This is a genomic window from Photorhabdus machadonis (assembly GCF_052657765.1).
Genome location: NZ_CP199761.1, coordinates 1,770,541 through 1,788,607, shown reverse-complemented (window position 1 = coordinate 1,788,607; position 18,067 = coordinate 1,770,541). Strand labels below are relative to the sequence as shown.

Here is an 18,067-nt window from a genome sequence, read left to right as displayed (position 1 = left end):
ATTTTTTGCAATACAAAGAATATCTTTAAACTGCTGTTTCAGCCCCTGACCGGGAATTCAAATGCTCCGAATTAAATTCACATTAACTGGCAAGAGTAAATTTATGCTGACTGGCAATTAATTTTGCCCCACAGACTGTTTGCATGCCTTCAAGCGCAATAGGTTTTCCCTGATATTGCAAGGAGTCAGTACCTTCAATAATAGGAAAAACCCCTTTGCATTGGGGGCACTCTACCCAATCTTCTTTACCTGCTATAGGAATACCATTGTGAGTATATTGATCAATCGCAGTAATCACCTTACCGCCATGATCTGTCGTATCCCCCAGCAGAATAATCGCTTTTGACATTAACGTTCTCCACCGTTTTTCGATTGGTAAATAACATCGCCTCCATCAAACTTCGCTAATTAATGGCAATAATCCCAGGTTCAACAACTGTATTTCTACATCATTGGATTTATCAATATCGTCCTGACTTCTTCCATCAAAAATGCCTTTTTTGGTGACAATCAGAGTACCTATCTGTTCATTATTTTGATGAACGGATAGCACATCTTCCGCCATAGGCAGATAGGATTTATCAATAATGTGGGGCTGGTAAAGCATCCAGCCAACACTGAGGCGATCAGGGAAAACTTGTTTACCTTTTAAGGTATAGCCGTTAGTTTCCACTTGAATATAAGGAAAATCCCGACTGGTTACTAAGTATTTAACTAAATCAATTAATTTGGAAGTATAAAATTTGGTACTGTCAATTCTTAAGTTTAATATTAACCAAACCTTGTTAGGACGATTTGGCTTCGATTTATAATAATCAATGCTACTGGATAACTCATCATTTTCACCATCCCATATGGCATTATTAAAAAAAGGAAAGCTTTTCTTATATTCTTTTTCAAAGTCTTTGATAGCAACTTCAGTTGGTCCCTGTTCATCAAACACAATATGCTGTAGAGCCTGTTTTCTAGAGTAACCAGTTAAGTACCACGTCTTTTTCTGCCCGAGAAAAATATCAATCTGCCGTGTAATGTGGAATAAATCCATTAACATCTTATTTAAGGTAATAGTTTCCTGTTGTTCATAACGCGCATTGATTTCCAAATTAATTATTGCCATCGTTGACCTCGAATTAAGTTAAACCTTTGCAAGGAGTACAATAAACACTGATATTTTTATGTTCAATAAATAACATTTTAAAATATCCATAACTGACAGGCTGTAAAAAATGCCATTCCACATGAGGTGTTTTATCTAATGCATCACATACAGCTTGTTGCCTATCTGCTTGGTTTTTCCCTGATATACGACCTCTCCACCACCTTTTAGGTTTACCATCACTATCAAAAAACTGGTCATACCGCGCTTTGGCCTCCAGAAATAAACAATACGCTGGTCGCCAGCCATCAAAGGTCACTTTCAGGCACTGAAATTCCTGGATCATCTGTATACTGGGATCATATTTCGTTTGGGCAATAAATCGCTGATAATTAATCGTGATGGTGCTCCAGCGGCTCACCTTGCGATATTTTTCACTCGTCACCGGAATAGCCAGACAAGCCTTGCACTCTTTTTTACTCTCCGTTTTTTCACACTCTTCCGCCTTAGACTGGGCCTTCGCCTGAACCGCACTGGTATCAACTGATTCATCCCCTAAATCATCATCCTCCCAAAAATCCGCATGCGCTTCGGCACTCCAGACGATATTTCTGTCTTCATCCGTGATTTCAGGACTTATCACAAAATCCATTTTCTTACGGTGAATGTGTTCATCGTCTTCGACGGGGTTATCCTTACCGGCTTCCATGATGCCGACAGCAATTAATACCCCGGCACAGGCACTTGCGATATATTCAGCCGCACCCACTGCAACAGGGACCAGTAATGGTATGGGCATATTAACGTCTCCTGTTTATCTTATTTTTTGCAATACAAAGAATATCTTTAAACTGCTGTTTCAGCTCCTGACCGGGAATTCAAATGCTCCGAATTAAATTCACATTAACTGGCAAGAGTAAACTTATGCTGACTGGCAATTAATTTTGCCCCACAGGCTGTTTGCATTCCTTCAAGCGCAATCAATTTTCCTTTATATTTTAAAGAGTCAGCCCCCTGAACAATAGGAAAAACCCCTTTGCATTGCGGACACGCTATCAAATCTTCTTTACCTGCTATAGGAATACCATTGTGAGTACAGTCATCAATAGCGGTAATCACCTTACCGCCATGATCTGTTGTATCACCCAGCAGAATAACTGCTTTTGACATTAACATTCTCCACCGTTTTTCGATTGGTAAATAACATCATCCCCATCATACTTCTGTAATTAATGGTAATAATCCCAGGTTCACCAACTGTATTTCTACATCATTGGATTTATCAATATCGTCCTGATTTCTTCCATCAAAAATACCTTTTTTGGCGACAATCAGAGTACCTATCTGTTCATTATTCTGCTGCACGGGAAGCACATCTTCCGCCATAGGTAGCTCGGATTTATCAATAATGCAGGGCTGGTAAAGCATCCAGCCAACACTGAGACGGTCTGGGAAAACTTGTTTGCCTTTTAAGGTATAGCCGTTGGTTTCTACTTGAATATAAGGAAAATCACGACTGGTCGCTAAATATTTAACTAAATCAATTAATCGGGATACATTCAGTTGACTGCTGTCAATTTTTAAATTGAATTCTTGCCAAACCCAGTTGATGCCTCTTGTAGACAGTTTATTATAACTAATACCATTAGCTATCTCATCCCGCTCTCCATCCCACATATCTTCAATAAGTGAAGGAAAATCTTTTTTATAAGATTTTTCAAAATAGCTCACTGTCTTTTCTGTTGGCCCTTGTTTATCAAACACAATGTGTTTTAGGGCCTCTTTTCGTGAATAGCCAGTTAAATACCATATCTTTTCCTGCCTGAAGAAGATATCGATCTGCCGTGTAATATGAAATAAATCCATTAACGCTGTATTTACAGTAATGGTTTCCTGTTGTTCATAATACACATTGATTTTTATACGAATTATTGTCATTTAAACCTCGAATTAGATTCTAGTCATTAAATCGGCATAGGGAGTATAATGGACACTGATATTTTTAAATTGACTAAATATTCCCTTAAAATAGGCATAACTGATTGGTTGTAAAAAATGCCATTCCACATGCGGGGTACCCTCTAGTGTGTCACAAACAGTTTGATGCCTTTCCGCCTGTTTTTTACCCGACTTACTCCCTTTCCACCAAATTTTTGGTTCACCTTCACTATCAAAAAACTGGTCATACCGCGCTTTGGCCTCCAGAAATAAGCAATACGCTGGTCGCCAGCCATCAAAGGTCACTTTCAGGCACTGAAATTCCTGGATCATCTGTATGCTGGGATCATATTTCGTTTGGGCAATAAATCGCTGATAGTTAATTGTGATGGCGCTCCAGCGGCTCACCTTGCGATATTTTTCACTCGTCACCGGAATAGCCAGACAAGCCTTGCACTCTTTTTTACTCTCCGTTTTTTCACACTCTTCCGCCTTAGACTGGGCCTTCGCCTGAACCGCACTGGTATCAACTGATCCTTCCCCTAAATCATCATCCTCCCAAAAATCCGCATGCGCTTCGGCACTCCAGACGATATTTCTGTCTTCATCCGTGATTTCAGGACTTATCACAAAATCCATTTTCTTACGGTAAATGTGTTCATCGTCTTCGACGGGGTTATCCTTACCGGCTTCCATGATACCGACGGCAATTAAGACCCCGGCACAGGCGCTGGCAACATATTCAGCCGCACCCACTGCGACAGGGGCCAGTAATGGTATTGGCATATTAATGTCTCCTGTTTATCTTATTTTTTGCAATACAAAGAATATCTTTAAACTGCTGTTTCAGCTCCTGACCGGGAATTCAAATGCTCCGAATTAAATTCACATTAACGGGCAAGAGTAAACTTATGCTGACTGGCAATTGATTTTGCCCCACAGGCTGTTTGCATTCCTTCAAGCGCAATCAATTTTCCTTTATATTTTCAAGAATCAGCCCCCTGAACAATAGGAAAAACCCCTTTGCATTGAGGGCACTCCACCAAATCTTCTTTACCTGCTATAGGAATACCATTGTGAGTACAGTCATCAATAGCGGTAATCACCTTACCGCCATGATCTGTTGTATCACCCAGCAAAATAACTGCTTTTGACATTAATGCTCTCCACATTTTTCAATTGGCAAATAACATCACCCCCATCACACTTCGGTAATTAATGGCAATAATCCCAGATTCACCAACTGTATTTCTACATCATTGGATTTATCAATATCGTCCTGATTTTTTCCATCAAAAATGCCTTTTTTGGTGACAATCAGAGTACCTATCTGTTCATTATTTTGATGGACCAGAAGCACATCTTCCGCCATAGGCAGATAGGATTTATCAATAATGTGGGGCTGGTAAAGCATCCAGCCAACACTGAGGCGATCAGGAAAAACCTGTTTGCCTTTTAAGGTATAGCCGTTAGTTTCCACTTGAATATAAGGAGAATCACGGCTAGTCGCTAAATATTTAACTAAGTCAATTAACCGGATGACATCAAGTTGATAGCTGTCAACACTTAGGTTTATTTCCAGCCAAACCCAGTTAGGGATAGCAGTTCGCATTTTTTTATACATAATGCCATTATCTAATCCATCTTTTTCACCATCCCATATCCCAGTAATGAGCGCCGGAAAATTTTTTTTATAATCTTTTTCAAAGTCTATGATAGCAACCTCAGTTGGTCCCAGTTCATCGAATACAATATGTTTTAGAGCCTCCTTTCGGGAATAACCAGTTAAGTACCAAGTTTTTTTCAGGTTAAAAAAGACATCAATTTGACGTGTAATATGAAACAAATCCATCAACGCCGTATGGGCGGTAATAGTTTCCTGCTGTTCATAACGTACATTGATTTTTAAATGAATTATTGTCATGTTGACCTCAAATTAAAATAAACTATCGCAGGGGGTATAGTGAACACTGATATTTTTATGATCACTAAATTGCACTTTAAAATATTCATAACTGATCGGCTGTAAAAAGTGCCATTCCACATGAGGGGTACCATCCAGAACATTACAGACTGTTTGATGCCTTTGGGCTTGCCTTATAGCTGAAAAAACACCTTTCCACCATTTCTTAGGTTCCTCATCACTCCTAAAAAACTGGTCATACCGCGCTTTGGCCTCCAGAAATAAGCAATACGCTGGCCGCCAGCCATCAAAGGTCACTTTCAGGCACTGAAATTCCTGGATCATCTGTATGCTGGGATCATATTTCGTTTGGGCAATAAATCGCTGATAGTTAATTGTGATGGCGCTCCAGCGGCTCACCTTGCGATATTTTTCACTCGTCACCGGAATAGCCAGACAAGCCTTGCACTCTTTTTTACTCTCCGTTTTTTCACACTCTTCCGCCTTAGACTGGGCCTTCGCCTGAACCGCACTGGTATCAACTGATCCTTCCCCTAAATCATCATCCTCCCAAAAATCCGCATGCGCTTCGGCACTCCAGACGATATTTCTGTCTTCATCCGTGATTTCAGGACTTATCACAAAATCCATTTTCTTACGGTGAATATATTCATCGTCTTCAATAGATTTCTCCTTATTTGCTTCCATGATGCCGACAGCAATTAAGACCCCGGCACAGGCACTTGCGATATATTCAGCCGCACCTACTGCGACAGGGGCCAGTAACGGTATTGGCATATTAATGTCTCCTGTTTATCTTATTTTTTGCAATACAAAGAATATCTTTAAACTGCTGTTTCAGCCCCTGACCGGGAATTCAAATGCTCCGAATTAAATTCACATTAACTGGCAAGAGTAAACTTATGCTGACTGGCAATTAATTTTGCCCCACAGGCTGTTTGCATTCCTTCAAGCGCAATCAATTTTCCTTTATATTTTAAAGAGTCAGCCCCCTGAACAATAGGAAATACACCTTTGCATTGAGGGCACTCCACCAAATCTTCTTTACCTGCTATAGGAATACCATTGTGAGTACAGTCATCAATAGCGGTAATCACCTTACCGCCATGATCTGTTGTATCACCCAGCAGAATAACTGCTTTTGACATTAACATTCTCCACCATTTTTCGATTGGTAAATAACATCATCCCCATCAAACTTCAGTAATTAATGGCAATAATCCTAGGTTCACCAACTGTATTTCTACATCATTGGATTTATCAATATCGTTCTGATTTTCACCGTCAAAAATGCCTTTCTTGGTGACAATCAAGGTGCCGATTTGTTGATCATGTTGATAAACGGGAAGTACCTCCTCCGCCATAGGTAAATAAGATTTATCAATAATGCGGGGCTGGTAAAGCATCCAGCCGATACTGAGGCGGTCAGGGAAAACCTGTCTACCTTTTAAGGTATAGCCGTTAGTTTCCACTTGAATATAAGGAGAATCACGGCTAGTCGCTAAATATTTAACTAAGTCAATTAACCGGGATAGACTAAGCTGACCAGTATCAGTTGCTAAATTTAATATTAACCAAACCCAATTGGGGTGAGAAGTTGATGATTTAAAGTAATCAATTCCGCTATCCAACTCATCCTTTTCACCATCCCATATTCCATTAATAAGAGCAGGAAAATTTTTCTTATAATCTTTTTCAAAACTTTTTATGGCAACTTCGGTTGGCCCCAGTTCATCAAATACAATATGCCTCAAGGCATCTTTGCGGGAATATCCCTTTAAGAACCAGTTTTTTTTCTGTCCCACAAAGATATCGATTTGCCGTGTAATATGAAACAAATCTATCAATGCGATATTAGGAGTAATGTTTTCTCGTTGCTCATAACGTACATTAATTTTCAAATGAATTATTGCCATGTTGACCTCGTGTTAAACTAAACTGTCGCAAGGGGTATAGTGAACACTGATATTTTCATATTCACTGAACAATATCTTAAAATAACCAGAACTGGCAGGTTGTAAAAAATGCCATTCCACATGGGGAGTCCCCTCCAGTGCGTCACTGACCGCTTGATGTCTGCGTGCTTGGCCTTTAGCGGAATAAATTCCCTTCCACCAATTTTTAGGATTTCCTTTACTATTAAAAAACTGGTCATACCGCGCTTTGGCCTCCAGAAATAAGCAATACGCTGGTCGCCAGCCATCAAAGGTCACTTTCAGGCACTGAAATTCCTGGATCATCTGTATGCTGGGATCATATTTCGTTTGGGCAATAAATCGCTGATAGTTAATTGTGATGGCGCTCCAGCGGCTCACCTTGCGATATTTTTCACTCGTCACCGGAATAGCCAGACAAGCCTTGCACTCTTTTTTACTCTCCGTTTTTTCACACTCTTCCGCCTTAGACTGGGCCTTCGCCTGAACCGCACTGGTATTAACTGATCCTTCCCCTAAATCATCATCCTCCCAAAAATCCGCATGCGCTTCGGCACTCCAGACAATATTTCTGTCTTCATCCGTGATTTCAGGACTTATCACAAAATCCATTTTCTTACGGTGAATGTGTTCATCGTCTTCGACGGGGTTATCCTTACCGGCTTCCATGATGCCGACAGCAATTAATACCCCGGCACAGGCGCTGGCAACATATTCAGCCGCACCCACTGCGACAGGGGCCAGTAACGGTATTGGCATATTAATGTCTCCTGTTTATCTTATTTTTTGCAATACAAAGAATATCTTTAAACTGTTGCTCAGATTTCTGATCAGGGGATTCCAGGGCAGATTTGATTGGCAAGGCATGCTGAAAATCAGTATTAAACGCGACCAGAGATAAATAGGATTGAATTAAGTGTTTATCCTGAAAGTTTAATGTCAGTAAATAGTCATAAGCCGCCATTAGCCGTTTGTTCAACGAAGACGGGGAAGGTATTAATTCAGCATGTTTGGCTAGAAGTTCGGCCTGTATACGATCAATAACGGTCTGCTTTTCCAGTTTGGTAATGATATCAAGTTGTGTCTGGGTCAATTCAATCATAATGGGTCTCCTGACACCGAATAGTAAGTAGCATTGTGTTGATAAACCCATACGTTAATACCCTGCATAAATGCAGACAGTTGCTCATGGCTAAAGATGTCACGAATACGATGCAAAATACGGGGGTCATAAAAACGTAGCAGTGCCGTCTGTTTTGCCGACAGCTGAATATTTAAATATGGCACAAGATGGCAGGTCAGTTTATCTAATGACAGAGAGGTTAACAGCCATGATACTGCCGGAGACGTTTCTTCAAGTGTTGATAATTTATCTTGCCACTGATGAGCGTATTCCATATCAAACAGCCACGGGCCTGCAAACGCAATTTTTGAATCTGGATAGTGCCGGAACAATGGGTTGTTGATACCCGCAATATAGTTAATTGCCTCACCAAAACAGCGCTCATATTGCAAACCATTCACCAGCGCATAAAGCCGAACGCCGGGATGTTCTTTCTGATAATTAGTCAGTTTTTCGCTTAATTCAGGTGTCATAACTGCCCCCGAATAACGGTTATTGCTTCTTCAAGTTCAGCTTTCATCAGGCAACTGAGACAAATTTCTTTGAGTGGTTCTTTAGCAACGGCAATTGGCATGTCAGCACTGACCTGTTTCAGTTTATCCAGCATATCCGGCTGTTTTCCTCCCCAACCCGACCCTGTACCCGGCACTCCACTGGCAAAACTGATCCCGGCACTACTGCTGATACCACTGGCATCAATTTTAATAAAATGCCCTGCCGCCTGTAAGGTGAACTCACTGCCAGCATCAATGACTATCTTCGCCCCGGAACGGAGATGAATTTCATTTCCACTCTGTACCAACAATGCATCGTCAGCGTTGATGTGAAGTTTTTGCCCGGTTGAAACGGAAATATCATTTTTTGCCAGAACGCGATATTCATTATCAACACGTAAGTGGGCGTCGTGTTTAACATGATGAGTCCGGTTATGTTCAACATTGACCACTTCATCGTTTAAAATCTCAGTTTTCATGTCCTTCTGAGCATGAATATAGATTTCCTCACTACCTTTATCATCGTCAAAACGCAGTTCATTGAATCCTTCCCCTTTATGGGTTTTTGATCGGATTGACATCTGCGTTTTTGCCATCGGTAAACGGTTCGGTGGAATATTGCACGCATTGTAGGTTCGGCCAGTAATAATCGGCTGGTCAGGATCACCATGCAGAAAATCGACCAAGACTTCCTGACCAACACGCGGGATGGCAATCATTCCCCAAGTGTGTCCAGCCCAAGCCTGGCTCACTCTTATCCAGCAAGAACTCTGATCATTCATCTTGCCATACCGATCCCAGGCAAACTGTACCCGCACCCGCCCATATTCATCACAAAAGATTTCTTCCCCTTCCGGGCCAACCACTGTGGCAATTTGCAATCCGTCAATACGTGGCTTGGGGTAAGGTGAGGGGCGCCATACCCGATTAGGATCACCGAAGTCAAAATAGTTTGTTAAAACCGTGCCCATGTGACCTGAATGTGATTGATCTGCTTGAGGCTGTAGGCCCTGATGGGTAATTTTGAGGATTTGCCATGTTGTATTAAATTTCTCCTTCGGATGATCGGTAAGCTTAAACCACACGGCGGGCAAGAGAGCAAAGCAGTCACTTTGCCCACTGCCGGACAAGACATCATTGCGCAGCGCTTCCAACCGGTACTGACTTATCCGCTGTCCGCTTTCATCTTTATAACGCCCTGGAAAATCATAGTGATAGTAACTACGTAAATCCGACCGCTGATTACCGATGTACCTGTGGTTCTCATGGAATTGAAAATCAGCAACACACCGGGGATTTTTAAATGTGTAGTCTTTTACCGAAACTTCCGCAATACCCACCTTTTCTCCCCAACGGAACTGGTTGATGCAACACTGGCTGCCTGTGGCATCAAGTTCTGGGTTATAGGGCAGTGAAAGATCGCCATTATTGGTATAAGAATCGACAAAAATAATTGTCGGCTCGTTCTCACTCTGATTAAAGTAAAAGTAATAAAAGATCCCTTCATCAGCTAACAGACGCTGTAAAAAAGCCAAATCACTTTCATCGTACTGCACGCAGAACTCCCGTGCTGGATGTTCATAACGCAATAGGCAAGAGAAATGACGAACACCATTTTCTTTCAACAGCCGGTCAATAATATCGGTGACGGATTTATTCTGAAAAATACGGGAGTTGACCCGTAGCCCAGCACGCCACAAGGAAGGATGAAGCGTCAAATGGTAGCGACTACGATAACGGCCCGTTGCTTCCTGCTCAAAATGCGTCACAATCCCAGTGATATAACGCTCTGGTTGTCCGTCACGATAAACGGTCAGTGTCGCATATTTATCCAGAACATCCGCAAAATCAATGTCTGGATTGGCACAGGTTAGTGTGGCTTGCAAACTGAATAGCGTTGACAAGGCTTCATTCAGTATAAATCCAACCACAGCAAAAGTTTTCACAGGAAGATTACCCGCTATGAGAGTAAAAACCAGTCCGGTTCGTTCCACATCAAAATCATTAGCCATAAGCAATTATTACCTATAATTGAGTTGTCAGCCCGCAATATACCCCAGACAAAACGATCACAAAAGAAGCAATTATGCTATTTTTTAATCAAAGAACTCAATATAGACAATAGGATAATGACACGCTTAAAACGGCAGGAATGCATTTCTATTTCTGCGACCCGGTTGCTTTTATGCAATATGTAGCGAAACAACGATTAGATATGGGAATTGATAAGCAATATATTCACTATGAATACTTCGGTCCGCATAAAGTGATTTAAACTTTCAGTTTAATGATCTGTGTATAAATTTATCTCGTTTATTCTCCTTTATCATTTGAATTCAGCCAATTTTTCTGAATACGAATCCCTCGGCTATGCATCAAAAATTCTGACAAATATCCATCATGAGGTACAAGTGGCGCCATCCAAGTTGTCGGTATATTTCCTGCATAGACATTGCTGATGGTTGTATCACTGAGAATAGGGTCCAGAATTTCACGTTTCCTCGAAAATACAGTAACAACCAACGAATCTGATAGCATTTGTAAACTATCTGGATTCACATAAGGGGCGACGGTAACGCATGGAAACGGAAGTTCACGTTGAATCAGCGAGTCTGTTGGATGATCGACAATAGTAATAAAAGGTCTTAGGATATATCCCGATGAGGGTTGATCACCAGACAACCGGGAATTTTCATGATCTCTCTTTTCAGGATAAAGCGACGTCTGTAATAAAGTCGTGATATAAGGAGTGCATAATGGAAATACCGCTTCGGCATCCATCTGATTAAATGCTTCAGATAAACGCTTACCAAAATCAGCAGGATCCCCTTCGACTAACACCGCGCTGGCAGAAACACATGCTGCGCCACCAAGAGAAGTGACCGATCGTGCAACGAGTGAAACCGCTTCATCAATATTTACATCTGAACCAACCACAATCTTCGAACGTCCCGGTCCTTGTATTAGAACTCTAGGATTCAAATGATATTTATCAACGATATCTTGTCCGCCATAAATAATAGACAGATCTGCCACAGAAACGATTTCGTCAGCCCCTTTATGATCTGTCGGTATAAGCGCCACGTAGTTTTCGAGTCCAGCCTGCGCCAGTGAAGAAACTAATCGTTGAGCTGTGAATGGTTCACGAACAGAAGGCTTAATTAAGATTCGATAACCAAAAGCGAGGGCTTGCGGCCATAAAGCATGCGCTCCAGGTCCATTGCCTCCCGTAAGAACAGCCAGTACATCTGCTCGCCGACTGAATAAAGCACATCCCTCAGCAACCCGGTTATCATCCACACCCCAAACAGCGCCATGTGGCACAGATGCTGTGATTATCTCAGGCATCATCATCAACACCTGTGCCGTTTCAGACAGTAAATTTTCGATAATACCCGCGGGCAATCCAGTGACACGGTGCGTCAGTTGTACATACTCTGCCGGAGAAAGACCAGCGACATTCTCACTGAAATAAATTTTTGCGGCTTCATTTATCGCTGCATGAATCTCATCTAACCTCAACCGTGGCGCTATTCTCATTTTCCGCACAACATCACAGATATAAACAGGAGGCACTACCGCAGTTTCTCCAACAACTTCATTTGAAATATCAGTAATAACCGCACGCCGATGTGTAACATAGGAATGACCCAAAGCGAAAGCCTCTACCTGTTGCAACTTATTCACCGTTCTCACCGTTACTGCTTTTTCGTCAGGCTTTACACTCTCCGTTAGCATTAATAAACCCCTTCCACTACTGTCTGACCAGAAATCTCCTCAACAGGACGTACCAAGGCAACTGAAGCTCCTGGGTAATTATCTATCCTTGGAATTCTCACAGCCGTATCACGCTCCAGAATATTTGGAAATAAAGCAAACCTGTTGATGTAGTTCATGACAACCCGACCACGCTCTCCAAAAGGAACCGGTTTTTGTGCCAGCGTATCAATAACGTCAAAAAGGACATTAGGAGCAAAACTGTCAAAGATAGGTGTACCTTCAAAATCCTGGCTATCTCTTGCTTTAGATTCACCGAGTATCATTGTGCTGCCATAACTGGCTGTTATCTTAACATCAGGAAAAACTGAGGATTGCAAAAACACCAAAGTATCCGGATCCATATGAGTACCACCCCAGACAATCAAATCCAACGTTTTATTCAAATGATTCACCAGTGCCGATCTTCTCACTATCCGCTCTAAAATCGGCGGCGTGACAACTAGATAACTGATATTTTGCGTGTTAATAATATCTTCAGCCTGGTCGATAATATGATCACAATAAGCATCCAGTCCATTAAGATCCCCTTGTTGGATTATCTTCTTAACCCAACGAGGGTCTAAATCTACAGTGAAAAAATACCCGCCACTAGAGCGTGCCCGAAGACGGCTTATTGCCCCAATAACATGAGGCCCAGAAGGGATCAGCGCGAGCGTATTCTTTACCGCGCCTTTATTAACGATATCACCCACGCGCCAAGCAACAAGCTGCTCTAACCATTCTTCAAATACAACAACTCGCTTAGGGCGTCCCGTCGTCCCCCCACTTTCAAACACACCCGCAATCACAGCATCTTTCAAACCGCGTGGCACCAAACTTTCAACTGGAATATCCCGAAGTTCATCAGCAATATCAGGAAATAGCATTAAATCAGAGAAAGTACGCACATCTTTTAATGGATCAAAATCTAATGTTTTATGTTTTTCGAGCCAAAATGGCGATCCCGTTTCAGGTGAGAAATGCCAATTCATGATTTGAGATAAATGAATGTTAAAGCTATGAAAATCGATCATATATATCTCCACATTATTAAGCGGAATTTACAGATACTACTGATCAGCCTAAAAAAGATAATCAATTTAAATAATCGGTAAAACGCTTTATTCTCTCTATATCTGGGAAAAAAGAAACTATACAACATACAATTTTAATCGATTTTTTAAAGATAGCCTCAAATTCTTACAATAAATATAGATTAAAAATAGTAAAGTCAAAGATTGCTAATTGATTTTAAAACATATTCAGCCGTTGAGAAAACATTGTCACTCACATTAATCGTGGCACTTAACTTTGAAAAGATAAATTTCTTTATCGAAACTGTATATAACCAACCTAAAAGCAATTGATTTATATGATTGTATTGCTAAACAATTATTTAATTACCCATACCATTCATTATCACTGATTAATATATTTATCTAATCTTTATATTATATCATCAGAATTTTTACTCTATTTTAAATATCCTTTATACCAGCCAATACTGTAATTTTATAGAGGGTGGCCTTTGATCTGCCTGTTACCACCCCCAAAGTTAAATTATCTAAATCGCCTCTTCGTCCTGTTCACCGGTACGAATACGCACAACACGGGCAACATCGAATACAAAGATTTTACCATCACCGATTTTTCCGGTTTGCGCGGTCTGCATGATGGTTTCAACACAGGTATCGACAATATCATCTGCCACAACAATTTCGATTTTTACTTTTGGCAGAAAATCCACCATATACTCTGCACCGCGATACAGTTCTGTATGCCCTTTTTGACGTCCAAAACCTTTCACTTCTGTCACAGTCATACCCGTGATACCCACTTCAGCCAGCGCTTCACGTACATCATCCAGCTTGAAGGGTTTGATAATCGCATCAATCTTTTTCATGAAGTTTTCCTGTTGTTACCAGTTTTTACGACCGAAACCAGAGGTAATCGGGTAGCGTCTGTCTTTACCAAAATTGCGTGGGGTAATACGCGGGCCAACCGGTGCCTGACGACGTTTATATTCGTTGATATCAACCAGACGAATCACTTTACGTACAACTTGTTCATCAAAACCCGCTGCCACCAGTTCCTCAACTGATTTATCCTGTTCCACATAACCCTCCAGAATATCATCCAGAATGTCATATGGCGGTAAACTGTCCTGATCAAGCTGCCCCGGTGCCAATTCTGCCGATGGCGGACGATCAATCACTCTTTGAGGTATCGCCGGAGAAACGGTATTACGGTATTTTGCCAATTCAAATACCAATGTTTTCGGTACATCTTTCAATGCATTAAAACCACCCGCCATATCACCATATAATGTGGAATATCCCACAGCCGATTCACTCTTATTACTGGTCGTCAGCACCAGACGATGGCGTTTATTGGACATCGCCATCAGAATAACGGCACGGCAACGCGCCTGTAAGTTCTCTTCGGTGGTATCTTTAGCCGTACCGGCAAACAGAGGTTCAAATTGCGTCATAAACGCATCAAACACTGGCTCGATCGATACCACATTAAACTCAACACCCAGCATATCGGCCTGTTCTTTAGCATCTTCTATACTCATTTCAGATGTATAGCGGAACGGCATCATCACCGCCTGAACATGATCTTTACCCAATGCATCAACCGCAATTGCCAACGTCAGGCCAGAATCAATACCACCAGATAAACCTAACAGAACGCCTTTAAAGCCATTCTTGCGTACATAATCATGTACTGAAAGCACTAACGCCTGATATATCTGTTGCAATGGCGGTAATTGAGGTGCCGGATTAACCATAGGTTCGATATTTAATTCATTAAAACGGCACTGCTGGATTTGTTCATTAAATGCAGCCAAACGGTGAGTTATTTCACCACTGGCATTGAAGACTTTGGAACAGCCATCGAAAATCAATTCGTCCTGACCACCAATCTGATTAAGGTAAATCATCGGTAAATCTGTACGCTGGCAATGTTCTTTAATTAATTCATAACGGATATAGGGCTTTTCACGGTTATATGGAGAAGCATTGATAGAAAGAATTAAATCCGCACCGGCCTGTTTCAACGCATCAACGGGTTCGCCAAACCATAAATCTTCACAAATCAGCAAACCAAGGTTATATCCCTTGAATGGTGCCACGCAGCTTTGATCGCTAGCTTTGAAATAGCGTTTTTCATCAAAAACACCATAATTCGGCAACCGCTGTTTAAAATAACGGGCCAGAATTTCCCCTTGCCAGAATAGGGAAAGCGCGTTGTAAATGTCCCCATCCTGCTCCCAAGGATGACCAACCAGAATAGCAGTTTGGCAACTGGCAGCCTGTAAACGTGTAAGCTGCTCGCGGCAACGCTGATGAAAATCAGCACGGAATAATAGATCTTCTGGAGAATAACCGGATAGCGCTAGTTCAGAAAACATAACTAAATCAGCATCTTGTTGCTGCTGTTCCTGCACTGTTTGCAACATACGTTCACAGTTGCCTTCAATGTCACCAATCACCCAATTAAGCTGTGCGAGGGTAATATTAAGAGTACGACTCATACAATTTGGCTCTCCCGGACCATCAATCTATTTACATATCAGTTTTCAGTGTAAAAACTTGCTGAGTAGCAGAAAAGTTATTCTTTAAAATCATTCGCATCTAATTCATGACGCGCCAGTAATTTGTAGAATTCAGTCCGGTTACGCCCCGCCATACGCGCAGCATGAGTCACATTACCTTTGGTCATTTGCAATAACTTACGCAAGTAATTCAGCTCAAACTGATTTCTGGCTTCGGCAAAAGTGGGTAATGCCGTGTTTTCCCCTTCCAGCGCCTGTGTAACCAGCGCTTCACTAATCACCGGTGCGGTAGTCAACGCGACGCATTGTTCGATCACATTCACTAGCTGGCGCACATTTCCTGGCCAACTTGCCGCCATCAAACATTTCATTGCATCGGCAGAGAAACTACGGACAAAAGGTTTATGGCGCTTCGCTGATTGACGCAACAGATGATTCGCCAGTAAAGGAATATCTTCAACCCTGCCATTCAAAGCAGGAATTTTCAAATTAACAACATTCAGGCGGTAATAAAGATCTTCACGGAATTCATTTTTTGCCATTGCTTTCGGCAAATCACGGTGAGTCGCTGAGATAATCCGCACATCAATATCCAGATCACGGTTACTTCCTAACGGGCGTATTTTACGCTCCTGCAATACCCGCAATAATTTAACCTGCAAAGCCAGCGGCATATCACCAATTTCATCAAGAAACAGCGTCCCCTCCTGTGCAGCAAGAAACAACCCTTCACGACTGCTGACCGCACCGGTAAATGCCCCTTTGGCATGCCCAAACAGTTCTGACTCAAGCAGTTGTTCCGGCAACGCACCACAGTTAATCGCAATAAATGGCTTTTTCGCCCGTGGACTGGCACGGTGAATGGCCTGGGCTAACACTTCCTTCCCCGTACCACTCTGGCCGTTTATCAGCACACTCACATCGGATTGAGCGACCATTCGGGCTTGTTCCAACAAGCGCAACATAACGGGACTGCGGGTGACTATCTGCTCCCGCCATTGTTCATCACCAGCAGGAGTCGATAACGCCAATGCACCATCAATCGCTTTATAAAGCGCATCCCGGTCAACAGGTTTGGTCAAAAAACTAAAGACGCCTTGCTGAGTTGCCGCTACGGCGTCCGGAATGGAGCCATGAGCCGTCAGAATAATGACCGGCATACCGGGTTGCTGCTTCTGGATTTCAGCAAACAACGCCATACCGTCCATTTCATCCATACGCAAGTCACTGATCACCAAATCAATCTTTTCTTTCGCTAACAGTTTCAGTGCTTCACAGCCACTTTCTGCGGTTGTGACACGAAAACCTTCGCTGGTAAGACGCATTCCCAATAATTTCAACAAACCCGGATCGTCATCAACCAGAAGAAGATGGGCTGGCTTACGCGCTGTCATTGTGCTGCTCCTTTATCTGATTCAGATGTATTACCTGGCTTACTATTTTCGCTGGGTAATGCTACTGCCGGCGTCTCACTATGCTCATTTGAGCTGCCTGAACCTGCACTACTCTGATTTTGCTTACGGGAAGAGAGCTGGCGCTCAATATCTGTCAGGTTTTCCAGTTTACGGGATGTTTCCTGTAGTTCAAATTCCAGCTGTGCACGGCTTTCGCGCAAGCGATCAATTTTATTATCCGTATCCGCCTGTAATTTTTGGAATTTTGCCCGCTCCTCCGCAACTGCAATTTGCTGAATCTGCTGTTCGCGCCACAATTTTAATAATGGTCGCAATGGTTCTGGGAATTTCAGTCGGTATTTATTCAGATTTTCAACTATTTTCCGACGTTCAGCCAACGTTGGCCCGGCACTGTTAAGTAAAATACTTTGCCTGAAAGCCAGATCCCAAGTAGCCGGAACGATGTATTTTGCTATATTACGGGCTCTGGCTGACGTCAAGAAATCTGAACAGTCTATCAATCGCAGCCAGTAAAGTGCGTTCTCAACCGACTGCGGCGTCTCTACATCCCACATCAAAAAATCACAATCTGCGACACGATAATCTGTCACCCGCTGTTCTGGTATTACCATCTGAGCAACTGTGGTTAAATCATGATTGACCGGCACCTTGACGCAACTCGTCAATAAAAAAGGGGCAAAGATCAGCGGAATTATTCTGAAACCCCAAACTGAAACTCGCGGTAACAAGAGTCTGGCGATAAAAGCGTTTTTCCCAGGCTGCACTGCAATATTCTGCCGACCCGTCTTTTGTACAAAACGGTAAGTAGACCTGTTATGCATT

20 protein-coding genes and 2 pseudogenes are annotated in these 18,067 nt (G+C 42.1%); 1 reads left to right on the top strand and 21 read right to left on the bottom strand.

The window, feature by feature from the left end; translation table 11 throughout:
* Positions 1–82: 82 nt before the first annotated feature.
* The 15 genes and pseudogenes from ACUN2T_RS08825 to ACUN2T_RS08755 all read right to left on the bottom strand — a co-directional run bounded on the left by ACUN2T_RS08825 (position 83) and on the right by ACUN2T_RS08755 (position 10,521).
* Positions 83–349, bottom strand: coding sequence for a PAAR domain-containing protein (locus ACUN2T_RS08825; protein ID WP_445497149.1), 267 nt, complete (start codon positions 347–349; stop codon positions 83–85).
* Between the two features lie 45 nt (positions 350–394).
* A complete protein-coding gene (locus ACUN2T_RS08820) occupies positions 395–1,117 on the bottom strand; it encodes a hypothetical protein (protein ID WP_445497148.1) in 723 nt (240 codons plus the stop codon).
* Between the two features lie 13 nt (positions 1,118–1,130).
* Positions 1,131–1,895 (bottom strand): Tox-REase-5 domain-containing protein, encoded by a 765-nt coding sequence (locus tag ACUN2T_RS08815; RefSeq protein ID WP_445497147.1) that lies wholly within the window; start codon positions 1,893–1,895, stop codon positions 1,131–1,133.
* 104 nt (positions 1,896–1,999) lie between these two features.
* The gene (locus ACUN2T_RS08810; protein ID WP_445497146.1) at positions 2,000–2,266 is read right to left on the bottom strand and encodes a PAAR domain-containing protein; all 267 of its coding nucleotides are present in this window, start codon (positions 2,264–2,266) and stop codon (positions 2,000–2,002) included.
* Positions 2,267–2,311: 45 nt separating this feature from the next.
* On the bottom strand, positions 2,312–3,034 hold the full coding sequence (locus ACUN2T_RS08805; protein ID WP_445497145.1) for a hypothetical protein: 723 nt from the start codon (positions 3,032–3,034) through the stop codon (positions 2,312–2,314).
* Positions 3,035–3,046: 12 nt separating this feature from the next.
* Positions 3,047–3,820: a Tox-REase-5 domain-containing protein gene (locus tag ACUN2T_RS08800; RefSeq protein WP_445497144.1), complete on the bottom strand. Its 774-nt coding sequence runs from the start codon at positions 3,818–3,820 to the stop codon at positions 3,047–3,049.
* A 104-nt stretch (positions 3,821–3,924) separates the two neighbouring features.
* Positions 3,925–4,191, bottom strand: a pseudogene (locus ACUN2T_RS08795) (PAAR domain-containing protein).
* A gap of 44 nt (positions 4,192–4,235) precedes the next feature.
* Positions 4,236–4,958, bottom strand: coding sequence for a hypothetical protein (locus ACUN2T_RS08790; protein WP_445497143.1), 723 nt, complete (start codon positions 4,956–4,958; stop codon positions 4,236–4,238).
* 12 nt (positions 4,959–4,970) lie between these two features.
* Positions 4,971–5,735: a Tox-REase-5 domain-containing protein gene (locus ACUN2T_RS08785; protein ID WP_445497142.1), complete on the bottom strand. Its 765-nt coding sequence runs from the start codon at positions 5,733–5,735 to the stop codon at positions 4,971–4,973.
* A 104-nt stretch (positions 5,736–5,839) separates the two neighbouring features.
* Entirely contained in the window at positions 5,840–6,106 is a 267-nt protein-coding gene (locus ACUN2T_RS08780) for a PAAR domain-containing protein (RefSeq protein WP_445497141.1), read from the bottom strand.
* 45 nt (positions 6,107–6,151) lie between these two features.
* Positions 6,152–6,874 carry a hypothetical protein gene (locus ACUN2T_RS08775; RefSeq protein WP_445497140.1) on the bottom strand — a complete coding sequence of 241 codons (723 nt, stop codon included), beginning with the start codon at positions 6,872–6,874 and terminating at the stop codon, positions 6,152–6,154.
* Between the two features lie 12 nt (positions 6,875–6,886).
* Positions 6,887–7,651 (bottom strand): Tox-REase-5 domain-containing protein, encoded by a 765-nt coding sequence (locus tag ACUN2T_RS08770; protein ID WP_445497139.1) that lies wholly within the window; start codon positions 7,649–7,651, stop codon positions 6,887–6,889.
* A 1-nt stretch (position 7,652) separates the two neighbouring features.
* Positions 7,653–7,994 carry a hypothetical protein gene (locus ACUN2T_RS08765; protein WP_445497138.1) on the bottom strand — a complete coding sequence of 114 codons (342 nt, stop codon included), beginning with the start codon at positions 7,992–7,994 and terminating at the stop codon, positions 7,653–7,655.
* The gene (locus ACUN2T_RS08760; protein WP_445497137.1) at positions 7,991–8,488 is read right to left on the bottom strand and encodes a DUF4123 domain-containing protein; all 498 of its coding nucleotides are present in this window, start codon (positions 8,486–8,488) and stop codon (positions 7,991–7,993) included. The genes ACUN2T_RS08765 and ACUN2T_RS08760 overlap by 4 nt, the downstream gene beginning before the upstream one ends.
* Complete coding sequence (locus ACUN2T_RS08755; RefSeq protein ID WP_445497136.1) at positions 8,485–10,521, bottom strand: type VI secretion system Vgr family protein; 2,037 nt, start codon at positions 10,519–10,521, stop codon at positions 8,485–8,487. Before ACUN2T_RS08755 ends, ACUN2T_RS08760 begins: the two co-directional genes overlap by 4 nt.
* Before the next feature lie 119 nt (positions 10,522–10,640).
* Between ACUN2T_RS08755 and ACUN2T_RS08750 the strand changes: the two are divergent.
* Positions 10,641–10,784: pseudogene (locus ACUN2T_RS08750) on the top strand (NO-inducible flavohemoprotein); the annotation flags it as partial.
* A gap of 38 nt (positions 10,785–10,822) precedes the next feature.
* Here ACUN2T_RS08750 and ACUN2T_RS08745 read toward each other — a convergent pair.
* The 6 genes from ACUN2T_RS08745 to qseG form a co-directional block, all read right to left on the bottom strand.
* The gene (locus ACUN2T_RS08745) at positions 10,823–12,247 is read right to left on the bottom strand and encodes an aldehyde dehydrogenase family protein (RefSeq protein ID WP_445497135.1); all 1,425 of its coding nucleotides are present in this window, start codon (positions 12,245–12,247) and stop codon (positions 10,823–10,825) included.
* Positions 12,247–13,302 carry a phenazine antibiotic biosynthesis protein gene (locus ACUN2T_RS08740; RefSeq protein WP_350307019.1) on the bottom strand — a complete coding sequence of 352 codons (1,056 nt, stop codon included), beginning with the start codon at positions 13,300–13,302 and terminating at the stop codon, positions 12,247–12,249. Before ACUN2T_RS08740 ends, ACUN2T_RS08745 begins: the two co-directional genes overlap by 1 nt.
* 530 nt (positions 13,303–13,832) lie before the next feature.
* On the bottom strand, positions 13,833–14,171 hold the full coding sequence (gene glnB / locus ACUN2T_RS08735) for a nitrogen regulatory protein P-II (protein WP_004847623.1): 339 nt from the start codon (positions 14,169–14,171) through the stop codon (positions 13,833–13,835).
* Between the two features lie 15 nt (positions 14,172–14,186).
* On the bottom strand, positions 14,187–15,809 hold the full coding sequence (locus ACUN2T_RS08730) for an NAD+ synthase (RefSeq protein ID WP_445497134.1): 1,623 nt from the start codon (positions 15,807–15,809) through the stop codon (positions 14,187–14,189).
* Between the two features lie 77 nt (positions 15,810–15,886).
* Positions 15,887–17,224 (bottom strand): two-component system response regulator GlrR, encoded by a 1,338-nt coding sequence (gene glrR / locus ACUN2T_RS08725; RefSeq protein ID WP_445497133.1) that lies wholly within the window; start codon positions 17,222–17,224, stop codon positions 15,887–15,889.
* Entirely contained in the window at positions 17,221–18,066 is an 846-nt protein-coding gene (qseG, locus tag ACUN2T_RS08720; RefSeq protein ID WP_445497132.1) for a two-component system QseEF-associated lipoprotein QseG, read from the bottom strand. Before qseG ends, glrR begins: the two co-directional genes overlap by 4 nt.
* Position 18,067 lies beyond the last annotated feature (1 nt).